The 16,334-nt window shown below is 49.3% G+C and carries 13 protein-coding genes; 3 read left to right on the top strand and 10 right to left on the bottom strand.

Annotated features, from left to right (window positions below):
- Window positions 1-11: 11 nt before the first annotated feature.
- The 9 genes from BBR47_RS09150 to BBR47_RS09110 all read right to left on the bottom strand — a co-directional run bounded on the left by BBR47_RS09150 (window position 12) and on the right by BBR47_RS09110 (window position 11,499).
- Window positions 12-962, bottom strand: a complete 951-nt coding sequence (locus BBR47_RS09150) for an ABC transporter ATP-binding protein (protein WP_012685487.1) — start codon at window positions 960-962, stop codon at window positions 12-14.
- Window positions 959-1,981: an ABC transporter ATP-binding protein gene (locus BBR47_RS09145; RefSeq protein ID WP_041749334.1), complete on the bottom strand. Its 1,023-nt coding sequence runs from the start codon at window positions 1,979-1,981 to the stop codon at window positions 959-961. Before BBR47_RS09145 ends, BBR47_RS09150 begins: the two co-directional genes overlap by 4 nt.
- A 20-nt stretch (window positions 1,982-2,001) precedes the next feature.
- Complete coding sequence (locus tag BBR47_RS09140) at window positions 2,002-2,937, bottom strand: ABC transporter permease (protein ID WP_012685485.1); 936 nt, start codon at window positions 2,935-2,937, stop codon at window positions 2,002-2,004.
- Window positions 2,938-2,946: 9 nt separating this feature from the next.
- Entirely contained in the window at window positions 2,947-3,879 is a 933-nt protein-coding gene (locus BBR47_RS09135) for an ABC transporter permease (protein WP_012685484.1), read from the bottom strand.
- A gap of 15 nt (window positions 3,880-3,894) precedes the next feature.
- Window positions 3,895-5,328, bottom strand: a complete 1,434-nt coding sequence (gene pepV, locus BBR47_RS09130; RefSeq protein WP_012685483.1) for a dipeptidase PepV — start codon at window positions 5,326-5,328, stop codon at window positions 3,895-3,897.
- Entirely contained in the window at window positions 5,325-7,400 is a 2,076-nt protein-coding gene (locus BBR47_RS09125; protein ID WP_012685482.1) for a sigma-54 interaction domain-containing protein, read from the bottom strand. Before BBR47_RS09125 ends, pepV begins: the two co-directional genes overlap by 4 nt.
- A 75-nt stretch (window positions 7,401-7,475) precedes the next feature.
- A complete protein-coding gene (locus BBR47_RS09120) occupies window positions 7,476-9,146 on the bottom strand; it encodes a peptide ABC transporter substrate-binding protein (protein WP_012685481.1) in 1,671 nt (556 codons plus the stop codon).
- Between the two features lie 79 nt (window positions 9,147-9,225).
- A complete protein-coding gene (locus BBR47_RS09115) occupies window positions 9,226-10,251 on the bottom strand; it encodes an asparaginase (RefSeq protein WP_012685480.1) in 1,026 nt (341 codons plus the stop codon).
- 279 nt (window positions 10,252-10,530) lie between these two features.
- Window positions 10,531-11,499 (bottom strand): GDP-mannose 4,6-dehydratase, encoded by a 969-nt coding sequence (locus BBR47_RS09110; RefSeq protein ID WP_012685478.1) that lies wholly within the window; start codon window positions 11,497-11,499, stop codon window positions 10,531-10,533.
- 223 nt (window positions 11,500-11,722) lie between these two features.
- Between BBR47_RS09110 and BBR47_RS09105 the strand changes: the two genes are divergently transcribed.
- Window positions 11,723-13,459, top strand: coding sequence for a phospho-sugar mutase (locus tag BBR47_RS09105; RefSeq protein ID WP_012685477.1), 1,737 nt, complete (start codon window positions 11,723-11,725; stop codon window positions 13,457-13,459).
- Between the two features lie 6 nt (window positions 13,460-13,465).
- Here the strand turns inward: BBR47_RS09105 and BBR47_RS09100 are convergent, their stop codons facing one another.
- Window positions 13,466-14,173 (bottom strand): hypothetical protein, encoded by a 708-nt coding sequence (locus tag BBR47_RS09100; RefSeq protein ID WP_012685476.1) that lies wholly within the window; start codon window positions 14,171-14,173, stop codon window positions 13,466-13,468.
- Between the two features lie 200 nt (window positions 14,174-14,373).
- Here BBR47_RS09100 and BBR47_RS09095 point away from each other — a divergent pair, with 200 nt between their 5' ends.
- Window positions 14,374-15,231 (top strand): hypothetical protein, encoded by an 858-nt coding sequence (locus BBR47_RS09095; protein WP_012685475.1) that lies wholly within the window; start codon window positions 14,374-14,376, stop codon window positions 15,229-15,231.
- Between the two features lie 125 nt (window positions 15,232-15,356).
- On the top strand, window positions 15,357-16,328 hold the full coding sequence (locus BBR47_RS09090) for a GDP-mannose 4,6-dehydratase (protein WP_012685474.1): 972 nt from the start codon (window positions 15,357-15,359) through the stop codon (window positions 16,326-16,328).
- Window positions 16,329-16,334 lie beyond the last annotated feature (6 nt).

Genomic DNA, 16,334 nt, shown 5'->3' with positions numbered 1-16,334 from the left:
TTCTTCCTCTCTTACGACTCTATCAAATGGCATGCCACCCAATGCCCGGGTTGTGCCTCCTGCCACCTCGGTACTTCTTCCGCACAACGAGGTTGAACGAGTGGGCAGCGTGTGCGAAATCCGCAGCCACTCGGCTTGTTCGCTGGACTCGGCAAATCTCCCTGCAAAACGATACGCTCTCGCTTTACCGTCGGGTCCGGCACTGGCACAGAAGAGAGCAAAGCCTGCGTATAGGGGTGCAACGGACGAGCGTACAGCTCATAGCTCGATGCCAGCTCGACCATTTTGCCCAAATACATGACGCCAATCCGGTTGGAAATATGTTTGACCATGGACAGATCATGCGCGATGAACAAATAGGTCAATCCACGATCATGCTGCAAATCCTCCAATAAATTGACGACTTGCGCTTGAATCGAGACGTCGAGTGCGGAAATCGGCTCATCAGCAATGATAAATTCCGGTTCCACTGCCAACGCACGCGCGATTCCGATCCGTTGGCGCTGTCCCCCACTGAATTCATGCGGAAAACGCTGCGCATGATCCTTATGCAAGCCCACTAGATGGAGCAGCTCCGCCACACGCTCTCGTCTCATCCCGCGGTTCAAATGGTGGATGTCCAAGCCCTCTGCAATGATATCCTCTACGGTCATACGCGGGTTCAGACTTGCTTGCGGGTCTTGGAAAATCATCTGGGCATCCCGATTGAACTGCCCCACTTCTTTTCCCCGAAGCTGATGAACGTTCTTCCCTTTGAACAGCACTTCGCCATCTGTATGGTCATACAGGCGAATAATCGTCCTGCCTAGCGTAGACTTCCCGCAGCCACTTTCGCCGACCAGACCGAATGTCTCCCCTCTGTTGATCGTAAACGAGACACCATCGACTGCTTTCAAATCAAATCCCGTTCCAAGCGAAAAATACTTCTTCAAATCGCGAACATCAAGCAACGCTTCTGTCATACTCCCTGCCTCCCCGCTGCCACGAGCTCCTCTATTCGCGGTGCCCGTGGATCGTGAAGCCAGCAAGCAGCCTGATGTCCACGACCGAATTCGTCCGTCACAGGCATCTGTTGTTCGCATATCTCCATCGCAAAATCACAACGGGCAGCAAACGGACAGCCGACTGGCGGATGAAATAAATCCGGCGGACTGCCTTCGATGGGAATCAGCCGTTGCTTTTCGCCTTCATCCAGACGAGGGAGCGAGCGCATTAGTCCCCATGTATACGGGTGACGAGGATTTGCAAAAACATCCTCAACCGTCCCAGTCTCAACCACCATCCCCGCATACATGACAACCATGCGATGAGCAATCTCGGCTACGACTCCCAAATCATGGGTAATAATCACCACCGATAACGCCTGTTCCTCTTGCAGTCGCTTGAGCAAATCCAAAATCTGCGCCTGAATCGTCACATCCAGCGCTGTCGTCGGCTCATCCGCAATCACTAGCTTGGGTTGGCAAGCAAGGGCAATCGCAATGACCACACGCTGACGCATCCCTCCGCTGAATTGATGCGGGTACTGATCGATTCGCTTTTCCGGATCGGGAATTCCTACGAGGGAAAGCATCTCGATCGATCGCTTTCGCGCTTCCTCTCTCGATACTTGGTGACTGCGAACAAACCCCTCTACGATTTGTGTCCCTACCTTCATTGTCGGATTGAGCGCTGTCATCGGGTCTTGGAAGACCATGCCGATCTGCGTTCCGCGAATACCCAGCAGCTCTTTTTTGGGCAGGTGGCTGATTTCGGCTCCTTCAAATACAACCCTTCCCCCGACGATTTTTCCAGGTGGATGCGGGATTAATCCCATGATCGCTTGAGCCGTAACGCTCTTGCCACATCCACTCTCCCCTACGATGGCAACCGTCTCCCCTTTGTCCACGTAAAAGGACACGCCCCGCACGGCCTGAACCTCTCCGCCATACGTCTTGAAATTCACCCGCAAGTCATCGATTGTCAGCAAATGCTGATTCATCCTCATTCCCCCTGTCGTCTCTAATCACGTAGACGCGGATCAAGCGCATCCTGCAAACCGTCGCCGAATACGTTGAAGGCGAACATCGTCAGCGAGATCATCAATGCCGGGAAAAACAGTCGCCACCAATCGCCCGTCAAAATAACGCCCAAGCCATCGTTTGTCATCGTCCCCCAACTGGCGACGGGAGCTTGTACACCGAGTCCAAGAAAGCTAAGAAACGATTCCGCAAAAATCGCCGATGGAATCGTAAAGGTCAAATTGACGATAATGACCCCAAATGTGTTGGGAATCAAATGCTTGAACAAAATTCGTGAAAACTTTGCTCCCAGTACTTGGGCAGCCAGAATGAACTCTTGATTTTTCAATTGCAGGATTTGTCCGCGCACCAACCGCGCCATGCCAACCCAACCCGTAGCAGACAGGGCAATAATAATCGTCAACATTCCCGGCTCCATCACCACCATGAGCAAAATGACGACCAGCAAATACGGCAGCCCATACAAAACCTCGATAATGCGCATGATGATGGTATCGATGCGATCCCCTCGTTTGCCTCGTCCGGCCATATAGCCTGCAATGCCCCCGACAGTCACCCCGATGACCAGGTCGATCAATGCCGCGACAATGCCAATCGTCAAAGAAATCCTCGCCCCATACCACGTACGGGCAAACATGTCACGCCCCAGCTCGTCCGTACCGAACCAATGCTCTGCTGAGATTTCCTGATTTTTGGTCAGCAAACTCTGGTCGGAATAACTATACGGCACGAGATTCGGGCCAATGATCGCCATGCCAACCAAAGCGAGAATAATGAACAGCCCGAGCATAGCCAGCTTGTTTTTCAGTAGCTTCCGAATGACCTGCTGTCCATTGCTGAGACTGGGTCGTGCAATGACATTCGCCTGCGTATTTTTCGCCAACGGACGAAATATCGGGTCTACTTTGTGCTCCATCGCCACAGTTTATCTCTCCTTGTTGGTCAGCTTGATCCGCGGGTCAATCAGGGTGTATGCGATATCAATCAGGAAAATGGTAAAAATCAGAATCGCACTGTAAAAAATCGTCGTACCTAAGATGACCGGATAGTCACGGTTGAAAATGCCGTCTACGAAATACTTGCCAATGCCGGGAATCGCAAAGATTTTCTCCACGACAAAGGTTCCTGTTATCAAACTGGCAATCAATGGTCCTAGAAAGGTGACAACTGGCAGAATCGCATTGCGAATTCCATGTCTGACGACGATGATAAACATCGGAATCCCCTTTGCTTCTGCTGTTCGAATGTAGTTCTGGTTCATGACTTCAATCATGCTGGCACGCATGTAGCGGGTAATGACCGCAACTGGACCAAAGGCAAGCGCCAGCGAAGGCAGTATCGTATGCATCCAGGTACCCCATGTCGCAACGGGAAAGAGCGGTAGCTTGATCGCGAAAAAATTGATCAGAAGCGGTGCCATAATAAAGCTCGGAATCGCTACCCCCAATACGGCAAGCGCCATGGCAACGTAATCCAGCCATTTGTTGCGATTAAGCGCTGCGATAATGCCCAATGTAATGCCGAAAAGGATTGCGACCCCGATCGCTTGTGCACCCAACCAGGCTGATGCAGCAAAACCATCGGAAATCATGTCATTGACTCCACGAGAGTCTGACTTGATGGATGGGCCCAAGTCGAGCATTAACAGATTTTTCAGATATAAAATGTATTGAACAGGCAACGGCTCGTCCAGGTTGTATTTGGCACGTAAATTATTGAGAATTTGCTCGGGCAACTGATCCGACTCGGAGGCAAACGGGTTCCCCGGAATGGCATGCATCAAGGCAAACGTCAGCGTCACGATAATCCACAGGGTGACGAACATCATCAAAATACGTTTTACCAGATAGTTTGACATGGAAGTCCTCCTCGTTTACTTAGCCAACTCGTAAATGGCATGCGCGTAAATCGCCATGGCACGCAGCAGGTCGTCAATCTCGGCATATTCATCAGCGAGATGGGCCATAGATTCCTTCCCCGGAAAGAGCGGACCGAAAGCAACACCATGCGGCATGATTTTGGCGTAAGTGGCTCCTCCTGAGGAAAGAAGGGTCGCTGGCTCTCCCGTGTGCTCCTCGTACACGCGCGACAAGGTTTGGATCACAGGATGCTCTTTGGGTACAAAATGCGACTTGGATGTCCGCAGAGCGGAAAGCGTCCAGCCCAGCTCAGCAGTCCTTTGCTTCAATTTTTCAACGTATTCTTCACAGGAAATGGTCGCCGGATAGCGGATATTGAGCCGAACTGTCCCCCCTTCGCTGGAATCGTAATGTAAAATCCCCGCGTTGACCGTCAGTTTGCCTGACACTTCATCCTCGCAAGCCATATGGAGATGGTGAGCAAAATAATCTTCATGCAAAACATCAGCCAACATCGTAAGAAAGGACAAACAGGAGCCACCAAACGGGTACGCTCGTAAAAAAGTAGCCAACAAGGTTCCCGCATTCACGCCTTGGAATGGCGCCATCCCATGTGCTGGCTTTCCTGCGAGCGTGAATTGCAGCTGCCCCAGCCCTACCAGCTCCATACGACCAGTTGTGTGCTTTTCATTCAGAAACATCTCCCATTCTTCCGCCAATCGGGAAAGGACGACCTCCTGCCGTGCCTCGGAGTCCAGTCGTACTAGAGCGACTGCTTTTTCGGGTACACTGTTGCCTTGATCACCGGAGACAAACGACGCTAACTGCCATGCTCCATTTCGTTCGATTGCTTCCATCACGGGAATCGTCAATGTCGGATTGATCTGTCCCTTCTCGGCATGTGTCATCGGGAAGGAGGAATCAGGTGAGAAGCCAATCGGTGGGATGCGATCATGCTGGGCAAAATGCTTCATGCACAGCCAGCCGCTCTCTTCATCCGTTCCGATGATCATGCGAACACGTTTGGTTAGTGGCAAGCCTGAATCCTTGACCAGCTTCAGCGCATAGTACGCAGCCATCGCTGGGCCTTTGTCGTCAATCGCTCCCCGCGCATAGATACGACCGTCGCGAATGCTCGGTTCAAAAGGCGGGGTCGTCCAGCCTTCTCCCACAGTGACAACATCGATATGAACGAGCACACCGATCTCTTCTTTCCCGTCGCCGAACTCGATTGTCCCAGCGTAACCATCCAGGTTTTTGATCTGGAAGCCATCCAGCTCACCGCGTCCGAGCATGGCTTCAAGCGCCGCGGCAACACCTTCACCAAATGGCTTTCCTTCTTTTGCCGTCGTCATGTCTTCGATGCTGTTAATGGAAAGAAAGGATTTCAAATCATCCAGGTACTGCTCTCTTTGCAGAAGCGCTTGCTGCCTCCAGTAATCGCTCATATACGTTCCCCTGCTTTCATCCGATGTAAATAGGCAAGAAACGATTCACCTTTCGAGGAAATCTGACTTCCTTGTCTTCCTTTTCCCACTTGAATCAGCTCATCCTGCTGCAAAAGCTTCAGGCGATAGCGCAGCTGTTGCAACGTAACCGAGTGACCTTGTTCTTGCAACTGCGCAAGTAGCGTATAGCGCCCACCGCTTCCTTGTCTCAGCTCCTGCAAAATAGCGGTGATTTCATTTAGAAATCCTCGCTTTTTATATTCAGTAACGATGCTTTCACATTCATTGTGTAGACCATCTACAGGCAACGGCGCTTCCGGTATTTCCCGCAGAAACGGCAAATGATACGGATACGCTTCCTCCTCCACGACATGTGCTAAATACTCGATCACATTTTCAAGCTCGCGAATATTTCCAGGCCAATCGTACTCATGGAGCGCTCGCATCGCTTCATTGGTCAACGTAAACGGCGGGCGGCGCAAATCATAGGAATATTTCTTTATAAATTGTTGGGCCAACCACGGGATATCCTCCCGTCTGTTCCGTAGCGGCGGCAAATGAATTGGCAAGATATTCAGGCGATAATACAAATCAGCACGGAAGGCTCCTTCCGCAATCATCCGCTGCAAGTCTTGATTCGTTGCGGCGATGACGCGAATATCTGTCGGAATGATCTTGCTCCCTCCTACGCGCATAATCTGACGTTCTTGCAATACACGCAGCAGTCGGTTTTGAATAGCGGTGCTGGCATCCCCGATCTCATCAAGAAAAATGGTCCCTTTGTGGGCCAATTCAAACCAGCCGATATGTCCACCTTTACGCGCTCCGGTAAAAGCCCCTTCTTCATAGCCGAATAGCTCGCTTTCCAAAAGAGATTCCGATATAGCAGCGAAGTTGACCCCAACAAATGGCTCTCTTCTGCGTGGCGAAGCATTATGGATAGCCTGGGCGAGCAATTCCTTCCCTGTCCCTGTCTCTCCCAACAACAGCACGGTGGAGTTGCTTCTGGCGATTTTGCGGGCAATCTGAATGACTTTTTGTACAGGGGCACTCTCCCCATAAAAATCATCAAACTGGTATTTGGCTATCAATCCTTTGCTGTAAAGGCGCATGCGGTAATCATGCTCTAGCTTTTCAATTTCTGCCGCCTGACGAAACAAGAGCAGACTCCCCAGAAAGCTGCCTTCCATGACGATGTGCATTTTGCGGAAAAAGTAGGTCTTGTTCGCCCAATCTACCAAAACATCCTTGTTCTCTTCACACTGCCGGATCAACTGATAAAAACTCGCGGGCAAGCAATTGGACGCCTTCTCACCGACGACTTCATTCCCTTCCATCTGCAACGTATCGATTGCTTTCTGATTGACAAAACGGATGTTTTCTTTTTCATCCATGGCAATCACTGCGTCCTCGATTCCATTGACGATGGCCTCCAAATATTTGCTTAACAGATGCGCATGCTGAATCTCGTTGTTCAGCTCTTTGGTGATATCGACCAACGATTGCATAGCGCGTGCGGTCACCTTTTGAAAATTACCGTTTTTAAAATGAGAGTAGATGGCAAGCCATGTAGATAAATCGATGATCCGATACCCAATATCGACAACTTTACGAATGTGCGTGGGGACATGCTCTGCCTCTCCTGGCGTAACCGCAATTTCGATGTCAGGTGGATAGTCAGCACCTGGATAATAGGGATACAGCTCAAAATCCATCCCTGAAGCACGCAGCAATTCCACATTTTCTTCAGCAGTTTCCTTGGTGTCACTGACGAGAAGCACTTTCACGCCTTTCGGAATTTCCAGCATGCCGCGTAAATTATGATACGGCAGCATTCGCTTGGCAATGATGATGCTGGATTCTTTCGGCATATACGGTTGTACAAGGGGGACGATCCTTTTGGTGGATACAATGACGAGAGCACCAGGCGTGATCGGGCGTAACGGAAGCTGGTCTACTCGCATCGCCTCGACATGGATATCATCGCCGATTCCCAATTCATGGTATTGACTAACGACAGACTGTAGAAACTCATCCATTCTCGCAATAAATATGATCGATTTTTTGTCCATTTCAGCCGCTCCAAGATGTAAAGTGAAGACAAGAACGTTTCGAATATTCGCTCTTGTCTTCGCTTATTTTACTTACTACTTATTACCGATTTCTACCCATTTGTAGTCAATCGTACCGACTGGATGGCGAATAATTCCTTTTATGTTTGGCTGCTCCATAAATACTTTTGTCCCGAAATAGATAGGTACGAGTGGCATATCATCCATAAAAATTTTCTCCGCGTCATGCATGAGCTTGAAGCGCTCGGGTTCGTCGGCAGTGTTGCGAATCTTCTCGACCAGTGCGTCATACTCTTTGTTGCTGTAATTGATACGATTCCCAGGATGGTCAGTCACGAACAGCTCCACGTAATTGACCGGGTCTCCGTAGTCGGCAGGGATCGTCGAGCGGGAGAATTGGAGAGTGCGAGCACGCTGCTCTGCGAGGAATACTTTCCACTCTTTGTTTTCCAGCTTCACATCTACCCCAAGGTTTTTCTTGTACATTTCCTGCAAAACTTGCGCGATGGCCTTATGTGCATCACTGGTGTTATAGGTCATGGTGACAGGCGGCAGGGTTGTCCAGCCTTCTTCTTCCATCCCTTTTTTCAGCAATGCTTTTGCCTGCTCTGCATCGTTATCCTTGAAGAAATCTCCGCCCTTTGTGCGGAAATCCGCTCCGTCTGGCTCCGGGAAGCCCAATGGAACGTGGGCCATGGCAGGTGTTTGCTTCCCTTGCACGACATTGTCGATTAAGGTTTTGCGATCGATGGCCAGTGCAAATGCTTTCCGAATGTTGGCGTTCGTGAACGGAGGAATTGTAGTGTTCATTCGGTAGTAGTAGATGGACGCTTCCGTCTCCACTTTTGCTTCTCCGGAATCGATCAACTGTTTCTTCATATCATTGGGAACGGTCTGGATCATGTCGAGCTGACCTGTTTTGTACATTTGGAATTGTGTATTTTCATCGTTGACCATGACAAACTCGATTCCCGCATATTTGATCGAATCACGGTCCCAGTAGCCATCGTTTTTCACCAGCTTCACTGTCTGGTCATGAACCCAATCTTCCATTTTGAACGGTCCATTCGTCACGATGCTTGCAGCGCCTTCCGCCCATTTCGGATTGCTCTCCACGACTTTTTTATTCACTGGGAAGAAGGTCGGCTGCGTCAGGATGTGGAGGAAATAACCTGTTGGCGCCTTCAGCTTTACCTCAAACGTCTTCTCGTCTACGGCCTTTACTTGTACGCCATCTGCATTTCCTGTTCCTTTGTTGAACGCTTCTGCTCCATCGATGTAATAGGCGAGAAAAGCAGACGGGAATGCATTGTTCGGATCGACAATGCGCTTAAACGCAAACTCGAAGTCCTGCGCTGTCACTGGTTCACCATTCGACCATTTGCTATCGCGCAGGGTAAAGGTATACGTTTTTCCATCCTCACTCACCGCCCATTTCTCGGCCATGGCTGCTTGCGGCTTGTGATCCTTGTCCAGTCGAACCAGGCCTTCCATTGTGGCGTTCAACACCTCGTTGGAAGTACTGTCAAAGCCCTTTGGCGGATCGAGTGAAGGTGGTTCGGTCTTCAGATTGAGCTTGAGCTTTGCAGCGACATTTGCTTGTCCACCTGAATCTGTGGACGCTTGACCTGCTGTCCCTCCCCCTCCTGGCTGTGTCGGCGTTGCCGACTGACTACAACCCGTAATGGCAAGAACAGTGACAAGTGCAGCGGTACTAAGCAGCTTCCATCCTTTTCGCATGTTCATTGCATGTGACCCCCTTTTCTTTTTAAACAGCATGTAGCCTTTGATGCTTTATGAATAAACGGCACGCTGGGAATGCCATTTATACACGCAATGAAAAATCTGTCTTGGCAAGACGAAAGGAAGTCTCGATCCGTCCAACAACGTTCCCACTCATGTTTGTAATAGGCGGATTGGTATATTCCGCGAGCGCTTCCAATGGACCGTCCATGCCGATTCCCAATTGACGAAGCACTTCATTGACGACCGGGTTGATCGCTCGTGGTCCTCCATCCTCGATTTTGATGGCTATGCCCAATCCTGTTTCTCTATCCCCCAAGCAATACACAGTCTCTGCGCCTGCCTTCCCTACGATGCGACCGCTAAATGCTGACATGAGGTCTGTGCAATATCTATTTTCGCCCCCGACCATTTCGGGATAAGCGGTCATGGCATCCGTAATTCGCTGAACAGCTTTTTGTCGCTCGGGATTCTCAATCACCTCTGGTCTCGCCAGCTTGGCGAAGGCCCACGCGTAATGAGCGAGCGGCAAATGATGGACGGGAACCCCACATCCATCTGTCCCGAGGTTGATTTTGTCTTTGGGGTAGCCTGTTATGTCCTCGATTACTTCGAGAATTCGCTGTTGCACCGGATGCGTAGGCAAATGATAGGTAGTCACGTCCTCCCCCATATGTGTCGCAGTGGCAATCATGCCGGAATGCTTACCGGAGCAATTCGAGAATACGGGTGTGAGCGGCTTGCCCTCCCGGATCAGCTGTTTGTAGCTCTCCTCATGACGTGGCACATGTGTCCCGCATTGCAATGCCGCTTCTGGCTGACCTGCTCGCGCAAGCATCGAGAGCGCCCGTGTACGATGGCGTGGCTCTCCACTGTGAGAAGCGCAACAGAGCGAGAGATCAGCCGGCTCAAAACCATACCGATCTGCCGTCCCCGTCTCGATTACCGGAATCGTCTGCAACGGTTTCATACTGGAGCGTGCATATGTGAGGCGATGGGGGTCCCCGTACGAATAGAGCAATCTCCCCTGCGAATCAACAACTGCGATATGTCCAAGATGTGAGCTCTCTACCTGTTCTCCCCGGTATACGTTGGCAACGACGTTCATAGCAAGTCTCCTTTGAGTGTGAATAGTAGAATGGTTGTACTTTTCTACAGTAAGCAATTAGCGTGCCAACGCAAGGATATGACAGTTAATATTGAATTTTCTGCTATTTTACCTATGAGTAGTGGGACAAAAATAGCCATCCGCACGATGAATGAGTCACCCCATAAACATTAATAGGTTGTCCTTTTCGATAATCAGGCTACCTTCATGATCAAATAAAAGAAAAACACCCCTTTTTCTCCCGGAATCGGAAATAGGGTGTCCTGAATAGCCTTTCTCTTATTGTTTGGCAACCCGCTGCATATCCGCTTCGACCATCATGTAAATGAGCTCTTCCAGCTTCGTTCTCGGTGTCCAGTCGAGCTCTCTTTTCGCTTTTTCCGGATTGCCCAACAAAATGTCCACTTCTGCTGGTCGATACAATTCCGGGTCGATCACGACGTAATCCAAGTAGTTCAACCCAACATAATCGAAGGCGATTTTGCACATCTCTTCCACCGTCGATGTTTTTCCTGTCGCGATGACATAATCATCTGGCTTATCCTGCTGGAGCATCAGCCACATCGCTTCTACGAAATCTCCAGCAAAGCCCCAATCCCGCTTCGCCTGAATATTCCCCAGCCGCAGTTCCTTTTGCTTGTTGGCGGCAATCCTTGCAACAGCATGCGTCACTTTCCTCGTAACGAATTCCAGCCCACGCAAAGGCGATTCATGATTGAATAAAATGCCGTTGGTGCTAAACATCTGAAAGCTTTCCCGATAGTTTTTGGTCATCCAGTAGCCAAACAGCTTGGAGACTGCATATGGGCTTCTTGGGTAAAAAGGCGTTTGCTCCGATTGCTGTGGCTCCTGGATTAATCCGTACAGCTCACTTGACGAAGCCTGATACATTTTGATAGCAGGGTCCGTTTCCCGAATCGCCTCCAGAACATGCAGGACACCCATTCCCGTTACTTGCGCGGTCAAAATAGGTTGTTCCCACGACGAACCGACAAAGCTCTGTGCACCTAAATGATACACTTCCGCTGGTTTACATGCCTTCAGCGCACGCGTCAACGACGAGACATCCAATAAATCGCCGTCCTTGTACTCTACCTGATCTGCGATGTTCAAATACTCCAGCCGCCACCTGTCCACTGTGCTCCGACGTGGAACCAGTCCCACCACATGGTATCCCTTCTCCAGCAGAAATTTTGCCAGGTAGGCTCCATCCTGACCTGTAATTCCTGTAAGGAAAGCTGTTTTCATCCGTTTCTACTCCCCCTCTTCAGGCTGTGCCGTAATGGGCAATCCGATTGTTCCTATAAATTTCTCTTAAGCTTATGCCGGACGATGCTCATACGTTCAGTTTAACGAGGTTGACTGGGTCAAGAATGGAAGCCCATCGTAATGGTGAAGCAGTATCTCCCTCACTATTTTCTTAATACCCTAATAAATGATGTCGTACTCTACACGCGGGAGTGAATTCTATATGAATGCAAACTGGTACACACACTACACACGCTGGAACGAGTGTGAATCCCTTGATTCAGAGCTTCGTCAGCAGTTAACCGCCATGCACGCTGATGAAAAGCAGCTTGCGGATTGCTTCTCTGCCCCGATTGCATTTGGAACCGGAGGGATGCGCGGGGTCATGGAGCCGGGAATAAACCGCATCAACCTTTACACGATTCGCAAAGCAAGCGCAGGGCTGGCTCTTTATTTACTCGAAACATACCCGGATCTGGCCGTCAAAAAAGTCGTCATTGCCTATGATTCACGGAAACACTCACAGATGTTTGCCAAGGAAACCGCCAAAGTTCTCGGGCAGTACGGGATTACTACATGTATATTCAAACAGCTGACTCCTACCCCTCTGCTTTCCTTTGCCGTGCGCTACTATCGTGCGTGTGCTGGCATTGTCATTACAGCAAGCCATAATCCGCCAGAATATAACGGCTATAAAATTTATGGCGCAGACGGGGGACAAATTACGCTCGCGACAGCCGAACGACTGATGGACCATATCGCTAATGCCGGAAATGAACTCGAAATCACTCCAGCAGATGAGCAAGAGCTGCACAAGAATGGACTGCTCCACTACATTGACGATTCTCTCTTGCATGCGTATTTGGAAAAAGTAAAGCAATTGCGCGTCCATCCAGACTTATCTCCTGCGATCCGAGAGCAAGTGAAAATCGTCTTTACTCCTCTGCACGGCACGACCCATGACTCGATCACGCGTGGATTGAAACAGTTCGGGTATACACAAGTGAGTGTTGTTCTCGAGCAAGCTATCCCCGATCCTAACTTTTCGACGGTAGACTCGCCTAATCCCGAAGAGCCTGAGGCCTTTCGAGTAGCGATTTCATGCGCCAAACAGGTGGATGCCGACATGATCATGGGGACGGACCCTGATGGAGATCGCCTTGGCGTGCTCGTCAAAAATAAGGCAGGAGACTACAGCGTCCTGACAGGAAATCAGTTGGGAGCCATGCTTCTTCATTACCTGCTGGAAACCAAACAAAAAAAGGGGGAGCTCCCCACAAACGGCCTTGTCTTGAAAACAATCGTCACGTCCGAAATGGGTAGAGCCATCGCGGCAGACTTCGGTGTATTGACAGAAGACACCCTGACAGGCTTCAAATATATTGGCGAAAAAATCGAAGCCTATAAAAAAAGTGGAGCGTACGTCTTCCAGTTTGGGTACGAAGAAAGCTACGGGTACTTAATCGGTGATTTTGTCCGGGATAAGGATGCCGTACAAACCGCTTTGCTACTTGCTGACATGTGCGCGTATTGCAAATCACAACACAAAAGCCTCGCTGACACACTGAATGACTTATTCGACCGTTACGGTCATTATGCAGAAGAGCTGATTTCTTTCACATGCAAAGGTGGAGAAGGCATGCAAAAAATATCGGCAACGATGTCTTCCCTGCGCAATCAGCCACCTTCCCAAATCGCCTCCCACCCCATCCTAGCCATCGAAGATTATGCCAGCGGAATCCGCACGGATTGTCAAACAGGTACAACCACACCGCTCACCTTGCCAGCCTCGGATACAATCAAATACTTTTTCCACGATCATGCGTGGTTTTGTGTCAGACCCTCAGGCACGGAGCCCAAAATCAAAATTTATTTAGGAGTGAAAGGAACGAGTAGTCAAGATAGCCAGGAAAAGCTCTTCACCTTGAAGCAAGCTGTCTTGCAGCTGCTCGATTTCTAGTCAGGACTAGATTTCCAAATAGGGACCGGACTGAGGAGGATGTCCGCCCGCGACTGATCCGTAACGAGGAGGATGATAAGCCTGTTCTGGTGTTAATTCAGGGAAACCGGATTGAAGAAGTAAGTCGCGTCTTACAAAAAAAGCGTTGACGCCCTTTGAATCTGTCCCCACCAAGGCATATCCCAAGCTGGTTCCCAAAATGGCCAGGGAACTCAAGCTGGCACCATAGTAGGTATTGCCACCCCATTTAAAATCCGGTTGATACACGATCACCATTTTTTGTGGAGGCGGAAAAGCCGCATTGTACTCAATAACGACAAGTCTCGGGGTGTAAGCAGAAAGAGCTTGCCATACCCAGTAGTCATTGCCGTCAATGTCGATAGAGAGCAGATCAAATTCTTTTTGGACACCATTTTTTTCGAATAAACCAGCAATATTTTCTCTCGTGATTAACTCATTCTTGATGATGACCTGGGGATAGGCAGCATAATCCGCAGACATTTTATTGCAGCTGTTCAGGTCGCCTTCCATCGCCAATCCGCTCCATCCATGCTGCGTGACGAGATTTTTTATCAAGCATTCCGAGCCATCGCCAACCCCGAATTCTACACAATAGCGATTCGTAGTTCCGATTCGCGAAAATATTTCTTCAATGATGCCGTCCTCTCCATTTTGAGAATACACTTGCCTTTCATATCGGTTTAACAGATCCATTCTCTCCATGCCTCCATTCACAACGTCCCTCTTTTCATATCTTATTTATCTTTTTGCGGATACGATTGGTCATTCAATGAACAGGCCGCAAAACAGGCTATTTGCATGGTTTCAAGGCCCTCCTCGGGACAATATATTAGGATAGAGTTTATCAATAGGAGCCTAGCAGGCATTTTGTAAGACAGAGGAGATGTATAATTGTGAGTTTGCCCATCGTGTTTATTCACAGAACGGCTGAAGAGCATGTAGGATTATGCATGCAACAGGCGAAATACAGCAACCCTTCTTCTCGTGTCATTCTTATCGGGAGCCCAGAAAACAAGTATCTTTCTACAGGAAATACAGAGCACTTCCTGTTGAGTCATTTCTACCAAAGCGCCCAAGCTTTCTCTCATGTTTACAAGCACTCCACTTCCAACACCTACGAATACAATCTGTTTTGCTTCCAACGCTGGTTTATTTTGCGCGATTTTATGAGGAATCAAGGGATAGAACGTTGCTGTTATCTGGACTCCGACGTCATGCTATTCACCGATATCAGCAAGCGATACAACGAGGAGTTCGATGACTTTACATTTGAGTATACCTGGACGACTGTATGCGATCTGGAAAAACTCAATCAATTTTGCGATTACGCGACCAAATTTTTTCGCGACCCTCTTCACTACGAGACTCTGCTTCAATTCGCAAAAGAAATCGGAGATGTCCCCATTTCCGACATGGTGTTGTTTATCCTGTTTCACAATTACGCGCTTCGCCGTAAAGCTACGTATGGTATAGTCGCCAACGGCTTTTTCGATCATAATCTCAACTGTCCTTTTGCTCCATCCTGCCCGCAGGCTGACAGTCAAGATGGGAAGAAGCAGATTTATCAAAAGGCTGGTGCTCTTTTTTGCAAAATAACGGGCACGACTGACTACCTTCCTGCTCATTCCTTGCATTTTCAAGGACACGCAAAAGCCTATATCCCCTTCTTTGGCTCACAGGCTATCCCGAACACAGATGATTTCATGTTTTTCGACTATGCAACCTGCAAATGGGTGCATGCCGAGCCCTGATCCCCATAAAATTCCCTCTGGAAACGAGCTGTACGCCGTGCCATTTTTCACGTTTTTCCATATTCATAATATGTTAAGCTGTTCATCCTTCGCTACGAGCATCATGGACAGGGGGGATTCGACTCATGAAGGCATTGATTACCGGAGTAACGGGATTTGCCGGCAGTCACTTGGCTGAGTATCTACTGTCGCGGGGAGATGTAGATGTTTACGGTACATTCCGGTCCCTTACCAAAAAGGAGCAGCTGGGGAACCTGATAGACCGCGTGCATATGGAAAACTGTGAATTAAAAGATCCCCAATCTGTAAATGAACTCATCCAGAGAATAAAGCCTGATCTCATTTTTCACCTGGCTGCCCAAAGCTTCGTCCCCACCTCGTTGTCATCTCCTGCGGATACGATGGTGAACAATATTGTCCCACAGTTACATTTGTTCGAGGCGGTACGCAACCATGCTGTTGCTTGCAAAATTCAAATCGCATGCTCCAGTGAGGAGTATGGTTTGGTTTATCCGGAGGAAATCCCCATTAAGGAGACCAACCCCCTCCGTCCTCTGAATCCATACGCGGTCAGTAAAATCGCCCAGGATTATCTCGGATACCAATACCACCATAGTTACGGTCTGGCCATCATCCGTACACGTACGTTTCATCATACAGGTCCGCGAAGAGGCGAAAGCTATGTGACCTCCAATTTTGCCAAACAAATTGCCCAGATTGAGCTTGGTCTGCAAGAGCCAAAAGTGCATGTCGGCAATCTTGAGGCCATTCGAGACTTCACGGATGTACGGGATATTGTCAAGGCGTATTGGTTGGCGATTACCCGAGGTGAACCAGGCGATGTCTACAATATTTCCGCGGGTACTCGCTACACCATCGAGGACATGTTGAAGACACTACTTGCCTTGACTGATGTGCAGGTAGAAATACATGTAGACACCAATCGGTTGCGCCCCTCTGATGTGGACATTGTATTGGGAGACTCTTCGCTGTTCCGAGAAAAGACGGGATGGGAGCCCGAGATCTCCTTCCAGCAAACAATGGAAGATTTGTTGAATTACTGGCGCTCTGTACTACGCCAACAGATCAGCCCTTGAAAACGT

This window comes from Brevibacillus brevis NBRC 100599 (assembly GCF_000010165.1).
Taxonomy (GTDB): Bacteria; Bacillota; Bacilli; order Brevibacillales; family Brevibacillaceae; genus Brevibacillus; species Brevibacillus brevis_D.
This window is presented reverse-complemented; position numbering and strand designations above follow the sequence as displayed.